16 protein-coding genes and 1 pseudogene are annotated in these 15,521 nt (G+C 60.9%); 1 reads left to right on the forward strand and 16 read right to left on the reverse strand.

Translation table 11 applies throughout. From position 1 onward, the window contains the following. Nucleotides 1–10 precede the first annotated feature (10 nt). The 6 genes from P3C29_RS20050 to flhA form a co-directional block, all read right to left on the reverse strand. On the reverse strand, nt 11–799 hold the full coding sequence (locus P3C29_RS20050; RefSeq protein ID WP_010166122.1) for a protein phosphatase CheZ: 789 nt from the start codon (nt 797–799) through the stop codon (nt 11–13). Nucleotides 800–817: 18 nt separating this feature from the next. Continuing rightward, a complete protein-coding gene (locus P3C29_RS20055; protein ID WP_005790040.1) occupies nt 818–1,192 on the reverse strand; it encodes a chemotaxis response regulator CheY in 375 nt (124 codons plus the stop codon). Nucleotides 1,193–1,362: 170 nt separating this feature from the next. Beyond that, nucleotides 1,363–2,103, reverse strand: coding sequence for an RNA polymerase sigma factor FliA (gene fliA / locus P3C29_RS20060; protein WP_010166121.1), 741 nt, complete (start codon nt 2,101–2,103; stop codon nt 1,363–1,365). Then, nucleotides 2,100–2,933, reverse strand: a complete 834-nt coding sequence (gene fleN, locus P3C29_RS20065; protein ID WP_003192912.1) for a flagellar synthesis regulator FleN — start codon at nt 2,931–2,933, stop codon at nt 2,100–2,102. The genes fliA and fleN overlap by 4 nt, the downstream gene beginning before the upstream one ends. Before the next feature lie 121 nt (nt 2,934–3,054). Beyond that, nucleotides 3,055–4,371: a flagellar biosynthesis protein FlhF gene (flhF, locus tag P3C29_RS20070; protein ID WP_169385956.1), complete on the reverse strand. Its 1,317-nt coding sequence runs from the start codon at nt 4,369–4,371 to the stop codon at nt 3,055–3,057. Nucleotides 4,372–4,382: 11 nt separating this feature from the next. Further along, entirely contained in the window at nt 4,383–6,512 is a 2,130-nt protein-coding gene (gene flhA / locus P3C29_RS20075) for a flagellar biosynthesis protein FlhA (protein ID WP_201125024.1), read from the reverse strand. 395 nt (nt 6,513–6,907) lie between these two features. Between flhA and P3C29_RS20080 the strand changes: the two are divergent. Beyond that, nucleotides 6,908–7,126, forward strand: a pseudogene (locus tag P3C29_RS20080) (hypothetical protein); the annotation flags it as partial. Between the two features lie 137 nt (nt 7,127–7,263). Here the strand turns inward: P3C29_RS20080 and flhB are convergent. From flhB to P3C29_RS20130, 10 genes are all read right to left on the reverse strand, one after another. Further along, nucleotides 7,264–8,400, reverse strand: coding sequence for a flagellar biosynthesis protein FlhB (gene flhB, locus P3C29_RS20085; RefSeq protein ID WP_063028108.1), 1,137 nt, complete (start codon nt 8,398–8,400; stop codon nt 7,264–7,266). Between the two features lie 3 nt (nt 8,401–8,403). After that, complete coding sequence (fliR, locus tag P3C29_RS20090) at nt 8,404–9,180, reverse strand: flagellar biosynthetic protein FliR (RefSeq protein ID WP_275965295.1); 777 nt, start codon at nt 9,178–9,180, stop codon at nt 8,404–8,406. Between the two features lie 13 nt (nt 9,181–9,193). Further along, nucleotides 9,194–9,463: a flagellar biosynthesis protein FliQ gene (gene fliQ, locus P3C29_RS20095; RefSeq protein ID WP_003214552.1), complete on the reverse strand. Its 270-nt coding sequence runs from the start codon at nt 9,461–9,463 to the stop codon at nt 9,194–9,196. A gap of 3 nt (nt 9,464–9,466) precedes the next feature. Beyond that, nucleotides 9,467–10,210, reverse strand: a complete 744-nt coding sequence (gene fliP, locus P3C29_RS20100; protein WP_003214554.1) for a flagellar type III secretion system pore protein FliP — start codon at nt 10,208–10,210, stop codon at nt 9,467–9,469. Next, nucleotides 10,210–10,644: a flagellar biosynthetic protein FliO gene (gene fliO / locus P3C29_RS20105; protein WP_029615726.1), complete on the reverse strand. Its 435-nt coding sequence runs from the start codon at nt 10,642–10,644 to the stop codon at nt 10,210–10,212. The genes fliP and fliO overlap by 1 nt, the downstream gene beginning before the upstream one ends. Nucleotide 10,645: 1 nt before the next feature. Beyond that, nucleotides 10,646–11,113 (reverse strand): flagellar motor switch protein FliN, encoded by a 468-nt coding sequence (gene fliN / locus P3C29_RS20110; protein ID WP_010166093.1) that lies wholly within the window; start codon nt 11,111–11,113, stop codon nt 10,646–10,648. A 34-nt stretch (nt 11,114–11,147) separates the two neighbouring features. Next, entirely contained in the window at nt 11,148–12,116 is a 969-nt protein-coding gene (gene fliM, locus P3C29_RS20115) for a flagellar motor switch protein FliM (RefSeq protein WP_010166091.1), read from the reverse strand. 9 nt (nt 12,117–12,125) lie between these two features. Further along, entirely contained in the window at nt 12,126–12,626 is a 501-nt protein-coding gene (fliL, locus tag P3C29_RS20120) for a flagellar basal body-associated protein FliL (RefSeq protein ID WP_169385958.1), read from the reverse strand. 249 nt (nt 12,627–12,875) lie between these two features. Next, nucleotides 12,876–14,240 carry a flagellar hook-length control protein FliK gene (locus P3C29_RS20125; RefSeq protein ID WP_275965283.1) on the reverse strand — a complete coding sequence of 455 codons (1,365 nt, stop codon included), beginning with the start codon at nt 14,238–14,240 and terminating at the stop codon, nt 12,876–12,878. 928 nt (nt 14,241–15,168) lie between these two features. Next, nucleotides 15,169–15,516: an Hpt domain-containing protein gene (locus tag P3C29_RS20130; protein ID WP_201125026.1), complete on the reverse strand. Its 348-nt coding sequence runs from the start codon at nt 15,514–15,516 to the stop codon at nt 15,169–15,171. Nucleotides 15,517–15,521 lie beyond the last annotated feature (5 nt).

A 15,521-nucleotide genomic window follows, 5' to 3' on the forward strand; every position in this document is an offset into this window, starting at 1 on the left:
GGTGTGCTCCTTAGAAGCCTAAACTGGACAGCAAATCGTCTACGTCGTCTTGCCCGGATACAACGTCTTCACGTTTATCGGCATGAATCTGCGGACCTTCACCCTTGGCGAGGTGTTTTTGTGGATCTTTTTCAGAAAGGATCGCTTCGCGGTCATGTTCGATGCCGGCAAACCGGTCAACCTGACCCGCCATCAACACCAGTTTGAGCAGGTTGCTTTCCACTTCGGTGACCAGTTGGGTCACGCGCTTGATCACCTGGCCGGTCAGGTCCTGGTAGTCCTGGGCCAGCAGAATGTCATTGAGGTTGCTGGAAACCGTGCGATTCTCCTGCTCGCTGCGGGACAAAAAGCCATCGACCCGACGCGCCAGTTCACGAAACTCTTCAGCGCCCACTTCCCGACGCATGAACCGACCCCAATCGTTGCTCAGGGCCTTGGCTTCACTGGCCATACCGTTGACCAGAGGCGTGGCGTTTTCCACCAGGTCCATGGTGCGGTTGGCCGCCGCCTCAGTCAGCCTGACCACATAGGACAGGCGTTCGGTGGCATCAGTGATCTGCGAGATTTCTTCGGCCTGGGGCATGTGCGGGTCAATCTGAAAATTGACAATCGCACTGTGCAACTCACGGGTGAGCTTGCCCACTTCCTGGTACAGGCCGCGGTCACGGGTCTGGTTGAGCTCATGGATTAACTGCACCGCGTCGCCGAACTGGCCTTTTTCAAGGCTTTCAACGAGTTGATGAGCATGTTTTTTCAGGGTCGACTCAAAGTCGGCCTGCGATGATTCTTTATGCTCCATAGCTCCCCCGTGGCAGCATCAATGACCGATGCGTTCGAAGATTTTTTCGATCTTCTCTTTCAAGGCCAGTGCAGTGAATGGCTTGACCACGTAGCCGTTAACCCCGGCCTGGGCGGCTTCGATGATCTGTTCACGCTTGGCTTCAGCGGTCACCATCAGCACAGGCAGGCTGCGCAGTTTTTCATCAGCGCGCACGTGGCGCAGCAGATCGATACCGGTCATGCCCGGCATGTTCCAGTCCGTTACCAGAAAGTCGATGCTCCCGCTGTTGAGGATCGGAATCGCCGTAATGCCGTCATCCGCCTCGACCGTGTTAGTGAACCCAAGGTCACGCAACAGGTTTTTTATGATCCGCCGCATCGTTGAGAAGTCATCAACGATGAGGATTTTCATGTTCTTGTCCAATTCGACCTCCAAGCAGTCTTAAACGCGCCCAGCACCTGGGCGCGCCATATCAATCAACAGGCGTTACACAAAAAGGACTACCGGGGGCGCACCACGGGCCAAGCCCGTCCGGGCGCAAGGCCTGGACGGTATCGTTCGCAGTGTCCCCACACTGCCTGTCAGCGCGCTCGCCACTCTCCCAAACGCCCCCGCAAGCGGGCTGCGCACTGGCTGTGTAACTGGCTGACCCGCGACTCGCTGACCCCCAGGACCTCACCGATTTCCTTGAGGTTCAGCTCTTCGTCGTAGTACAGCGCCAACACCAGTCGCTCACGCTCCGGCAAATTGGCAATCGCGTCCGCCAGCGCAGTCTGGAAGCGTTCATCTTCCAGATCGCGTGACGGTTCGAGATGGGCACTCGCGCCGTCCTCGTGCAGCCCTTCATGTTCGCCGTCCTGCAAAAGGTCGTCGAAACTGAACAGGCGGCTGCCCAAGGTATCGTTCAAAATCCCGTAGTAATCGTCGAGACTCAATTGGAGTTCGGCCGCAACTTCGTGATCTTTAGCGTCGCGACCGGTTTTTGCTTCAATTGAGCGAATTGCGTCACTCACCATCCGTGTATTGCGGTGCACCGAACGCGGCGCCCAATCACCTTTACGCACTTCATCGAGCATGGCCCCACGGATACGGATACCCGCGTAGGTCTCGAAACTCGCGCCCTTGCTCGCGTCGTACTTGGTCGACACTTCGAGCAAGCCGATCATCCCGGCCTGGATCAAGTCTTCGACCTGGACGCTGGCAGGCAGGCGCGCCAGCAAGTGATAGGCAATGCGCTTGACCAGCGGCGCATAGCGCTCGATCAATTCCACCTGACTGTCACGTGCCGACTTCTTGTAAAGGTTGTAGCCGCTGGCTGTCATAGCACCGGTCCTGCGCTCGTCTGATGCACCAATCGCTCGACGAAAAACTCCAGATGCCCACGCGGGTTGGCGGGCAACGGCCAGGTATCGACCTTCTGGGCAATAGCCTTGAACGCCAATGCGCACTTCGAACGAGGGAACGCTTCATAGACCGCACGCTGCTTTTGCACGGCCTTGCGTACGCACTCGTCGTAAGGAACTGCGCCCACGTATTGTAAGGCGACATCGAGGAAGCGATCTGTGACCTTGGTCAACTTGGCGAACAGATTGCGCCCCTCTTGCGGGCTTTGGGCCATGTTGGCCAGCACGCGGAAGCGGTTCATGCCGTAGTCACGGTTAAGCAGTTTGATCAGGGCGTAGGCGTCGGTGATCGAGGTGGGTTCGTCGCACACCACCAGCAACACTTCCTGGGCTGCGCGCACGAAGCTGACCACGGACTCGCCGATACCGGCGGCGGTGTCGATCACCAGCACGTCGAGGTTGTCGCCGATGTCGCTGAACGCCTGAATCAGGCCGGCATGTTGCGCCGGGCTCAGGTGCACCATGCTCTGGGTGCCGGAAGCGGCCGGCACGATACGAATCCCGCCGGGCCCCTGCAACAGCACGTCGCGCAGCTCACAGCGGCCTTCGATCACGTCGGCCAGGGTATGTTTGGGCGTCAGCCCCAGCAGAACGTCGACGTTCGCCAGACCCAGGTCAGCATCCAGCAGCATGACGCGACGGCCAAGCTCTGCCAGGGCCAGGGACAAATTCACTGACACGTTAGTTTTCCCGACGCCACCTTTGCCGCCGGTCACCGCGATCACCTGTACGGGATGCATGCTGCCCATTTTATTTCTTTACCTTGTCTTGCTTAGACGCAGGCTACATGACTTGGCCGCGCGAACTGCTGGCAGACCATCGATGTAGATACATTGCACTGTCGTTTTGTGTTGCCTGTTCATGTTGACCTCAGCCGACCCGTTTGTTCGGACTGTGGTAGAGGTCGGCGAACATGTCAGCCATCGCTTCCTCACTCGGTTCTTCCTGCATTTGCACGCTGACAGCCCGGCTGACCAGCTGATGACGGCGCGGCAGATGCAAATCATCCGGGATCCGCGGCCCGTCGGTCAGGTAGGCAACCGGCAATTCATGGCTGATAGCCAGACTCAACACTTCGCCCAGGCTCGCTGTTTCATCCAGTTTAGTCAGGATGCAGCCCGCCAGCCCGCAGCGTTTATAGCTGTGGTAGGCAGCCGTCAGTACCTGCTTCTGGCTGGTCGTGGCAAGTACCAAATAGTTTCTGGATTTGATCCCGCGCCCGGCCAGGCTTTCCAGTTGCATGCGCAAGGCCGGGTCGCTGGCTTGCAGGCCGGCGGTGTCGATCAACACCACGCGCTTGCGCAGCAGCGGGTCGAGGGCGTTGGCCAGGGACTGGCCCGGGTCGACGTGGGTCACCGGCACATTGAGGATTCGGCCCAGGGTCTTGAGCTGTTCCTGGGCGCCAATGCGGTAGCTGTCCATGCTCACCAGGGCGATGTTCTGCGCGCCGTACTTGAGCACGTAACGTGCGGCCAGCTTGGCCAGGGTAGTGGTCTTGCCCATGCCGGCAGGGCCGACCATGGCAATCACGCCGCCTTCTTCCAGGGGCTCGATTTCCGGGGTAACAATCATCCGCGCCAAGTGGGCCAGGAGCATGCGCCAGGCCTGCTTGGGTTCTTCAATCTGGGTGGTCAGTTGCAGCAGGTCGCGGGACAGCGGGCCAGACAGGCCAATGCGTTGCAGACGGCGCCACAGGTTGGCCTGTTGCGGCTGGCTGCCCTGCAACTGGTTCCAGGCCAGCGAGCCCAACTGCACTTCCAGCAGTTCACGCAGGCCGTTGAGCTCGAAACGCATCGAGTCGAATACCCGCTGGTCTACCGCTGCCGCCGGGGCGGGCGCAGCAGGACGCGGCGGTTCGACAAAGGTCGGCTCTACCAAAGGCTCGGACGCCGTCAGCGGCAGGCCGGCAAACAGCTGGCGGTTGGTGGTGGTGTCGCTGTCGCCACGCATGCTCAGTTCGGCCTGGGCCGAGACAATGCGCGAAGCAGTCTTGCGCAGCTCGTCTTCCAGCTCCATGTTCGGCACACGCGGCGCCAGGGCCGAGGGCTTGTAATCCAGGGCAGCCGTCAGCTCGACACCGCCGGCAATACGGCGGTTACCGATAATCGCAGCGTCGGCGCCCAACTCATCGCGCACCAGTTTCATGGCCTGACGCATATCGGCGGCGAAAAAACGCTTCACTTGCATATCCCACTACCTCAGCCGTTGGGCCCTACTGTCGCGACGATAGTCACTTGCTTATTGTCAGGAATTTCCTGGTAAGCCAATACGTGCAAATTCGGTATAGCCAGGCGTCCAAACCGCGACAACATCGCCCGGACGGGGCCAGCCACCAGCAGGATCACCGGATGGCCTTCCATTTCCTGGCGCTGCGCGGCCTCGATCAACGAACGCTGCAGCTTCTCAGCCATGCTTGGCTCCAGCAACACGCCTTCATCAGCGCCCTGCCCAGCCTTCTGAATACTATTGAGCAATATTTGTTCCAACCTTGGTTCCAAGGTGATAACAGGCAGCTCGGAGTCAAGCCCTACAATGCTTTGGACGATTGCACGCGACAATCCGACGCGCACTGCGGCCACCAGGGCGGCAGTATCTTGACTCTTGGCGGCATTGTTGGCGATGGCCTCGGCAATGCTGCGAATGTCCCGTACCGGCACCTGCTCGGCCAACAGCGCTTGCAATACCTTGAGCAGTTGCGAGGTAGACAGCACCCCCGGCACCAGCTCTTCGGCGAGTTTTGGCGAGGCCTTGGCCAGCAATTGCAAGAGTTGCTGGACTTCTTCGTGGCCAATCAGCTCGTGGGAGTGCTTGTACAGAATCTGGTTAAGGTGGGTGGCGACCACGGTGCTGGCGTCTACCACGGTGTAGCCCAGCGACTGCGCCTGGCTGCGCTGGCTGATTTCGATCCATACCGCTTCCAGGCCAAAAGCCGGATCTTTGGCGGTAATCCCGTTGAGGGTGCCGAACACCTGGCCCGGGTTGATCGCCAGTTCACGGTCCGGGTAGATCTCGGCTTCGGCCAGGATCACCCCCATCAGGGTCAGGCGGTAGGCGCTGGGGGCCAGGTCAAGGTTGTCGCGGATGTGCACGGTGGGCATCAGGAAGCCCAGGTCCTGGGACAGCTTCTTGCGCACGCCCTTGATCCGCGCCAGCAATTGGCCGCCCTGGTTACGGTCCACCAGGGGAATCAGGCGGTAGCCGACTTCCAGGCCGATCATGTCGATCGGGGTGACGTCATCCCAGCCCAACTCCTTGGTTTCCTGGGCGCGGGCCGGCGATGGCAGCAGTTCCTGCTGGCGCGCCACTTCCTGCTGGGCAATCACTTTGATCTGGTTTTGCTTTCTCCAGAACAGGTAGGCGCCGCCGGCAGCCATGGCCGCCATGCTCAGGAACGACACATGGGGCATGCCCGGCACGATCCCCATGATTGCCATGATGCCCGCCGCCACCGCCAGCGCCTTGGGCGAGGCAAACATTTGCCGGCTGATCTGCTTGCCCATGTCTTCGGAGCCCGAAGCACGGGTCACCATGATCGCTGCCGCTGTAGATAACAACAGTGATGGCAATTGCGCCACTAAACCGTCACCGATGGTCAGCAGAGCGTAAACCTTGCCGGCGTCGCCGAAGGTCATGCCGTGCTGGAAGATGCCGACCGCCATGCCGCCGATCAGGTTGATAAACAGAATCAGCAGGCCGGCGATGGCGTCACCGCGCACGAATTTACTGGCACCGTCCATGGAACCGTAGAACTCGGCTTCCTGGGCGACTTCAAGACGGCGGGACTTGGCCTGGTTCTGGTCGATCAGGCCGGCGTTGAGGTCGGCGTCGATGGCCATCTGTTTGCCGGGCATCGCGTCGAGGGTGAAACGTGCGCTCACCTCGGAAATCCGCCCGGCGCCCTTGGTCACCACCACGAAGTTGATGATCATCAAAATCGCGAACACCACGATACCGACCACGTAGTTACCGCCGATCACCACCTCACCGAAGGCCTGGATCACCTTGCCCGCGGCGGCGTGGCCGTCCTGGCCGTGGAGCATCACCACCCGGGTGGAGGCCACGTTGAGCGCCAGCCGCAACAGGGTCGCAATCAGCAGAATTGTGGGGAACACCGCGAAATCCAGTGGCCGCAGGGCGTACACGCACACCAGCAACACGACGACCGACAGCGCGATGTTGAAGGTGAAGAACACGTCCAGCAGGAACGGCGGCATCGGCAACATCATCATTGCCAGCATCACCAGCAACAACAACGGCACACCCAGATTGCCTCGCGAGAGGTCAGTCAGGGTGCCACGGGCCGTGCTGAGCATTTGAGAGCGATCCACCGGTATTCCTCGTTTCCTTGAAGCAAACTTTTGACGCCGGGAGGCGTCCTGGAGGCGGTATTGCAAGAAGCCTTCCAACTTTTGCTTGAGGAAGCAGATCGGTCTCACGGACAGCGAAGGGCTACCGCCGCACACACATCACCTGTGGCGAGGGAGCTTGCTCCCGTTGGGCTGCGCAGCAGCCCCAGAACGGCTTACGCGTTTTGCCTGAATAACCGCGATAGCTTGATTGGGGGCGCCTCGCACCCCAGCGGGAGCAAGCTCCCTCGCCACACAAGCTCGTTCGCGGGAGATGGCGAAACGTCCGACAGGTATTTCGGGTTGCTGGTGGCAAAGTCGATCTCTAGTCTTCGGGCACCGCTGCAAACGCAGCGGGCGGGCGTCGCGGCGTCACCATGACCAAAACAACTTCCCATAACCTGCGCAACGCCGAAAAAGGCGCTATCGAAGATAGCCACTCCTCCCCCCACAACGCCCCCGTCGTGCTATTCAGCGTCATCGACGGCATCAGTACCGAAGACCTGCTGGTCAACCTCACCGAAACACTGGCTTCGGCCCATGCACTGACCTGCGACTTTGCCTTTGAACTGGAAGAATCACGACGGGAAGGCGCTCAGGAGATTTTTGTTGCCTGGGCGGACGCCTTCGCGAGCAAGCCCGCTCCCACATTTGACCGTGTACACCCGGTAGAAACACGGTCGAATGTGGGAGCGGGCTTGCTCGCGAAGAGGCCGGCACAGCCACTAAAAAATCAGGAATCCCGACGCAAATCCGGCGGAATCGGCAGGTCTTTGAGCGGATCCGGACGCTTGCCCTTGCCCGCGCGGTACTGGCGGATCTGGTACACGTACGCCAACACCTGCGCCACCGCCAGATACAACCCGGCCGGGATTTCCTGGTCCAGGTCGGTGGAATAGAAGATCGACCGCGCCAACTCCGGCGACTCCAGCAGCAAAATGTCATTGGCCACGGCAATTTCACGGATTTTCAACGCCGTAAAGTCGCTGCCCTTGGCCAGCAACATCGGCGCCCCGCCCTTCTCCGGGTCGTATTTGAGCGCCACGGCGTAGTGGGTCGGGTTGGTGATGACCACGTCGGCGTCGGGCACCGCAGCCATCATCTTGCGCTGGGACATCTCGCGCTGCAGTTGGCGAATCCGCTGTTTGACCTCGGGCCGACCTTCCTGGTCCTTGTGCTCGTCGCGCACTTCCTGCTTGGTCATCAGCAGCTTCTTGTGGCTTTCCCACAGCTGGATCGGCGCGTCCACCGCAGCAATGATGATCAGCCCGCAGGCCATCCATAGCGAGCTCCAGCCCACCACTTGCACGCTGTGGATGATCGCCAGCTCGATCGGCTCATGGGCGATGCGCAGCAGGTCGTCGATGTCGGATGACAACACGGTCAACGCCACAAACAGGATCAGGATGAACTTGGCCAAGGCCTTGAGCAGCTCCACCAGGGCCTTGGTGGAAAACATCCGCTTGAGCCCCGGGCCCGGGTTCATCCGGCTGAATTTGGGCGCCATGCTGCCAGCAGCAAACAGCCAGCCACCGAGGGAGATCGGGCCGATCAGTGCCGCCAGCAGCAAGGTAATCAGGATCGGCTGCACCGCGAGGATCGCGATCTTGCCCGAGTGCAGCAGGTACAAGCCCATGGCGCCGGGACTCAACAGCACGTCACGGGGCAGGGAGAAATTCAGGCGCATCAATTCCATCAGGTCCAGGGCCAGGCCACCGCCGTAGATCAGCAGGCCGCCAGAACCGGCGAGCATGATCGCCAGGGTGTTGAGCTCTTTGGAGCGGGCAATCTCGCCCTTTTCCCGGGAGTCCTTTTTACGTTTCTCCGTGGGGTCTTCTGTTTTGTCCTGGCCACTCTCGCTCTCGGCCATGGCTTACCGCGCCCGCGCCAAGTCACGTAAAAACTGCAAGGCGTCGGTCGCCAGCGGTTGATACTGATTGAGAATGTCAGCCATGCCGACCCAGAAAATCCCCATGCCCAGCACCAGGGTCAACGGGAAACCGATGGAGAAGATGTTCAATTGCGGCGCCGCCCGGGTCATCACGCCAAAGGCGATGTTGACCACCAGCAGCGCGGTGATCGCCGGCAACACCAGCAGCAACGAGGCGCCGAGCACCCAACTGAGGCGACCCACCAACTCCCAGAAATGATTGACCACCAGCCCGCTGCCCACCGGCAAGGTGGTGAAGCTTTCAGTCATCACCTCGAACACCACCAGGTGGCCGTTCATGGACAGGAACAGCAAGGTCACCAGCATCGTCAGGAACTGCCCGATCACCGCCACCGACACGCCGTTGGTGGGGTCGACCATGGACGCAAAGCCCATGCCCATCTGAATCGAGATGATTTGCCCGGCGATCACAAAGGCCTGGAAAAACAGCGTCAGGGAGAAGCCCAGCAAGGCGCCAATGATGATTTGCTCGGCGATCAGCATCAGTGCACTGAGGTCCAGGGCATTCACCGGCGGCATCGGCGGCAAGCCCGGAACGATGACCACGGTGATCGCCACCGCGAAATACAGGCGAATGCGCCGTGGTACCAGGGTGGTGCCGAACACCGGCATGGTCATCAGCACGGCCGTGACCCGGAACAGCGGCAGGATGAACGACGCCACCCAGGTGCTGATCTGGGTGTCGGTCAACGCCAGCATCGAATTCACGGGGTCAGCCGATCAACTGCGGAATACTGCCGTACAGCTGCAGGATGTATTCCATGAAGGTTTGCACCAGCCACGGGCCGGCGACGATCAGGGTGATCAGCATCACCAGCAGGCGCGGCAGGAAGCTCAAGGTCTGTTCGTTGATCTGGGTCGCGGCCTGGAACATCGCCACCAGCAGACCCACCAACAGGCTGGGCACCACGAGCACGGCGACCATCATGGTGGTCAGCCACAGGGCTTCGCGAAACAGGTCGACCGCTACTTCTGGCGTCATGCGCTAAACCCCACCGAAACTGCCGGCCAGGGTGCCGATAATCAGCGCCCACCCGTCCACCAACACAAACAGCATGATCTTGAACGGCAACGAAATGATCAACGGCGACAGCATCATCATCCCCATGGCCATCAGCACACTCGCCACGACGAGGTCGATGATCAGGAACGGGATGAAGATCATGAAGCCGATCTGGAACGCAGTCTTCAGCTCCGAGGTCACGAACGCCGGCACCAGGATGGTCAGCGGCGCCATGTCGGGGCTGGCGATGTCGGTACGCTTGGACAACCGCACGAACAACTCAAGGTCGCTGGAACGGGTCTGGGACAGCATGAAATCCTTGATCGGGCCTTGCGCCTTGTCGATCGCATCCTGGGCGGTCATTTTCTCTGCCAGGTACGGTTGCAGGGCTTGCTGGTTCACCTTGTCGAACACTGGCGCCATGATGAACAGCGTCAAGAACAGCGCCATGCCGGTCAGGATCTGGTTCGACGGCGTCTGTTGCAGGCCGAGGGCCTGACGCAGGATCGAGAACACGATGATGATGCGGGTGAAGCTGGTCATCAGCATCACGAACGCGGGGATGAAGCTGAGCGCGGTCATGATCAGCAGGATCTGCAGGCTGACCGAATACTCCTGCGCGCCCGCCGCGTTGGTGCCCAGGGTGATCGCCGGGATCGACAACGGGTCCGCCGCGTACGCCAGCGGCGCTGCCAGCAACAGCATGAGCGTCAATAAAACGCGCATTACTTCTTATCCTTCTGATCCTTGCCCAGCAACTCCATGAGGCGCTGGGCGAATTCCGGCGTGGCCGCTTGAGTCTGGGCCACTTCCACAGGCGTCTTGAGCACGTGCAACGGGGTGATACGGCCAGGGGTGATGCCCAGCAGAATCTGCTCGTCACCGACTTGCACCAGCACCAGCCGGTCCCGCGGGCCCAGGGCTCGTGAACCCACCAGCTCGATGACCTGCGCATTGCCCGGGCCAATGCGTTGTACGCGGCGCAGCACCCAGGCGAGCACGAAGATCAGCCCCACCACCAGCAACAAACCCAGCACCAACTGCGTCAATTGCCCGCCGACGCCACTGCCCAGCGCCGGCGCGGCCGCCTGGGCGACCGGCTCTGCTGCCATTGCGCTCAAGGGCAGCGTCGATAACAGTCCTACCAATGAGCGCTTCATATCAACGCAACTTCTTGATGCGTTCGCTCGGGCTGATCACGTCGGTCAGGCGGATGCCGAACTTCTCGTTGACCACCACCACTTCGCCATGGGCGATCAGTGTGCCGTTGACCAGCACGTCCAGCGGCTCGCCGGCCAGGCGGTCCAGCTCGATCACCGAACCCTGGTTGAGTTGCAGCAGGTTGCGGATGTTGATTTCGGTGCTGCCGACTTCCATGGAGATCGACACCGGGATATCGAGGATCACGTCCAGGTTCGGACCATCCAGGGTTACCGGCTCGTTGTTCTTCGGCACGCTGCCGAACTCTTCCATGGGAATGCGATTACCCACCGGTGCGGTGGCCGCATCGGCCGCCAACAGAGCGTCGATATCGTCCTGGCCGACGTCGCCGGTTTCTTCCAGGGCAGCCGCCCACTCGTCAGCCAGGGCCTGGTCTTCGGCGGAAGTGTTTTCGTGTTCAGTAGCCATTACATGTCCTCGGCGGAGCAGAAATTAGTGTGGATCAGCGACGGTTGATCGGCTCAATCACTTGCAACGCGAGGTTGCCTTTGTGAGAGCCGAGCTTGACCTTGAACGACGGCACGCCGTTGGCGCGCATGATCAGTTCTTCCGGCAGTTCGACGGGAATCACGTCCCCCGGCTGCATGTGCAAAATATCCCGCAAACGCAGCTGGCGACGGGCCACGGTGGCGCTCAGGGGCACGTCGACGTCCAGCAGGTCTTCGCGCAGGGCCTTGACCCAGCGTTCGTCCTGGTCGTCGAGGTCGGACTGGAAGCCCGCATCGAGCATCTCGCGCACAGGCTCGATCATCGAGTACGGCATGGTCACGTGCAGGTCGCCGCCACCGCCATCGAGTTCGATGTGGAAGGTGGAGACCACAATGGCTTCGCTGGGGCCGACGATGTTGGCCATGGCCGGGTTCACTTCCGAGTTGATGTACTCGAAGTTGACTTCCATGATCGCCTGCCAGGCTTCCTTCAAGTCGATGAAGGCCTGTTCCAGCACCATACGCACCACGCGCAGTTCAGTCGGGGTGAATTCACGGCCTTCGATCTTGGCGTGACGGCCGTCACCGCCGAAGAAGTTATCCACCAGCTTGAACACCAGCTTGGCGTCGAGGATAAACAGCGCGGTACCGCGCAGCGGCTTGATCTTGACCAGGTTGAGGCTGGTGGGCACGTACAGCGAGTGCACGTATTCACCGAACTTCATCACCTGCACACCGCCCACCGCCACGTCCGCCGAGCGGCGCAGCATGTTGAACATGCTGATGCGGGTGTAACGGGCAAACCGTTCGTTGATCATTTCCAGGGTCGGCATGCGTCCACGGACGATGCGATCCTGGCTGGTCAGGTCGTAGCTTTTGACGCTGCCGGGCTCGGCAGCCATTTCGGTCTGTACCAGACCATCGTCGACGCCATGGAGCAGCGCATCGATTTCATCCTGGGACAGCAGGTCCTGCACGGCCATGTCGTGATCCTACTGCAATACGAAATTAGTGAAGAGCACCTGCTCGATCACAGGTTTGCCGACTTCCTTCTGGGCCACTTCCTGCACGCTGGCAGTGACCTTCTGGCGCAGCATTTCCTGGCCCACCGGGGTGGCGAGGGTGTCGAAGGGCTGGGCAGAGAACAGCATCACCAGGTTGTTGCGGATCACTGGCATGTGCACCTTGAGGGCATCCAGGTCTGCCTGGTTACGCGCCAGCAGGGTAATGCTCACCTGCAGGTAGCGTTGGCGGCCGTTCTGATTGAAGTTGGCGACAAACGCCGGAAGCATCGGCTCGAAAATTGCCGGTTGCTTGACGTTGGGGTTGATCTCGGCTGTCGCTGCCGGTTTGCTTGCGGCACTGTGCATGAAGTACCAGGTAGCCCCCACGGACACGCCGATCGCCAGGAACAAGCCTAGAACAATCAGCAGGATAAGCTTGAGCTTGCCCTTGCCTGCGGGTGCTTTTGCTACGTCGTCGCTCTTCGCCATGCCAATAATCCGTCACTATTCGGGGATTCATAGTTCTGGGGAAAGGCAAGAGCAAGTGTTATGCCAGAGTTGTCTGTTCAAACGGGAAGAGTGAGGTGCTCTTACTCACAACGCCGATTAACTGTGGGAGCTGGCTTGCCTGCGATGAGGCCCTGCCAGGCGATATCTTGGTTGCTGACCCACCGCTATCGCAGGCAAGCCAGCTCCCACATGACCCGATTCCAACTGGAAATAAGGCCACTCTTCAGATCAGGCGTAGTAGTCCACCGCACTGGAGCCGATCACGGACTGCACAACCGGCGCTGCGACTTCAGCCACTTCACCGACACCGCCGCCATCAGCCCCATCACCCCGACCGCCATTGCCACTGACGCCGCGGGCCTGGTTCTGTTGTTGCTGGTCCTGGCCCTGTTGACCCTGCCAGCCACGGGACTGGTCGGACACGTTGACGTCGACCTGGCCCATACCCTGCTGGGCGAACATCTCCCGCAGGCGGCCCGACTGGCTTTCCAGGGCTTCACGCACCACCGCGTGGCCGCTCATGAAGGTGACCTGCGCCTGTTGGTCGGCGGACATTTTCACGCTGATGTCCAGGCGGCCCAGTTCAGCAGGCTGCAACTGGATTTCGGCCGACTTGAGGTTGGCACTGGACAGGTACATGACCCGGTTCACCACCTCATCCGTCCAGCCGCTCTGGTGCATGGCCAATGGCGCGTTGGCGACCGGCGGCAAGGCATTCGCGGTTTTCGGCGTGGCAGCCTGGGTCAGCGCGGCGAGACGGTTGGCAAAGTCATCGACACGGGTGTCGCTGCTGGCGTCCTTCAGGTCCTTGAGGCCGCTGTCGATCAGGCCGGTGAAGGCTTTGTCGCCGCCCTGGTCGGTGCTGTCCTTGGCCGCTTGCTGATCGACCATAGTGGCCAGGCCCGTGGCGAAGTTCTGCGCGGCGGTCGGCTGATCCTGGGTCGGGGCCGGGGCGGTTTTTGCCGGGGTTTGGCTGCTGGCGGAAACGTGTCCGCCCTGCTCCATGGCCAGGCGCACGGCGGGCATGGCGTCCAGCGGATCGGCTTCGGGGTCGAAGGCGGGCTTGGCGTCGTCGGTCGCGGCCACCGAAGGTGCCACGACGGGTTGGGCCTTGTCGTCTTTCGCTGCAGCCGGTGCCGGCGTTTCGACGGGCGCCGGCGCTGCGGGAACGGGAACGGGAACGGGGACGACCGCCGCCACAAGCGCCGGGTCGACGGTGGGGTCAACCGGGGGTTGCTGGGCCAGGGTCGGGTCGTCTGCCGGGGGCGCGTCGTCGGTTTTGGCGGTGGTGTCCGGGGTGTCGGACTTGGCAGGCAAAGTCTTGCCGTTATCGGCAACCGATGGGGTGCCGGCGGCAGGCTTATCGTTATTCGCGACAGGCTTGGCGTTGCTGTCCGCAGGCTTGTCGCGGGTCGATCTGGTCGTGGTGTCGGTGGGTTTTGCCGCTGGCGTGGAGGCCTGGTTGGCGAACACCTGAGCGAAGCCCGGGGCCTTGTCCCGCGGGTCCGCAGCCACTGCCGGTGGATTGGCAGCGGGCGCTTGAGGCTTGGCCGCAGGGGCCGCCTGAAGGAGCGAATTCGGGGTGATTGCCATATATAAGAGTCTCCGCCGCACAGGGGTCGAGGGTGCGGTTACAGGAGGTAGAGCAAGAGTTGGGCCAGCTTTTGGTTTTGGTGTGTATATCCGTTGTTTGGGTTAGGGCCGCTATTGGTTCCGCTCTTACAGCGGGTCACTTTTGAAAGGAGCCCAAAAGTAACCAAAAGGCTCTTGCCCCACCACTCGGCACCTCGCCTAGGCTCGGTGTGCCCTCACTCCGGTACTACTCCGCGGGCCGCCGCGACGGGGCGTCCCTGCCCCGTCGCGGCTAAACCGGCGTCCTGCCGGTTTACCCGCTCCGTACTACCTGCGTTCGGCCTCGGGCTGAATGGGGCAGTCAGAGCGAGATCAAGATCAAAAGCAGATCAAGAACACAGCGGCCTACAGGCCGGCTTGAGTGGTGTGGAGCAAAGGCAACATCAAGATCAAAAGCTACAGCGGGCACGGTCAAATGTGGGAGCTGGCTTGCCTGCGATCGCATCAACTGGGTGTACCTGAAAAACCGAGGTGTCTGCATCGCAGGCAAGCCAGCTCCCACAGAAAAGCAGAGCTGCATCAGTTTCAGATTTGGCTTTCGCTCTGGCTTTTGATCTGGCTTCTACCACTCAAGCCGGCCTGTAGGCCGCTGTGCTCTTGCTTTTGATCTTGATCTGGCTCTGACTGCCCCATTCAGCCCGAGGCCGAACGCAGGTAGTACGGAGCGGGTAAACCGGCAGGACGCCGGTTTAGCCGCGCTGGGCCAAGGATGGCCCATCGCGGCGGCCCGCGGAGCATCGCCGGAGCGAGGGAACACCGAGCCTAGGCGAGGTGCCGACAGGCGGGGCAGAGCCCTTTGCTTACTTTGGGGCTTTTCCAAAGTGAGTCGCTGTAAGAGCGAAACCATAAGCCGCCGTTACCGCAGGAATGGATATACACCCCAACAGCGTCAGAGCCCAAACCGCTCCCGCTCATGCTCATACAACGGCCTTACCAACGCGAATTCATGGTCAATCTCATCCACCAACTGCCCCAAATCCGCAACCACAGGCCTGGCCGATCGATCCTCAAGCAACTGACAAAGCTCAGCCAACCGCACGGCCCCAAGGTTACCGCTACTCCCCTTGAAGCTATGGGCAATCCGCCCCAGCGCCTTGGCATCATCCCGCGCCCGGCGCAGCGCCTCTACCCGCTTCTGCGAGTCATCGAGAAACGTGTCGAGCAGCTTCGGATACTCGCCCTCCATGACCTCCTGCAAGCCGGTCAGCACATCGGGGTCCAGATGAATCTCTGCCACTTGTT

The sequence above is a fragment of the Pseudomonas sp. 1912-s genome (assembly GCF_029269205.1).
Classification (GTDB): domain Bacteria; phylum Pseudomonadota; class Gammaproteobacteria; order Pseudomonadales; family Pseudomonadaceae; genus Aquipseudomonas.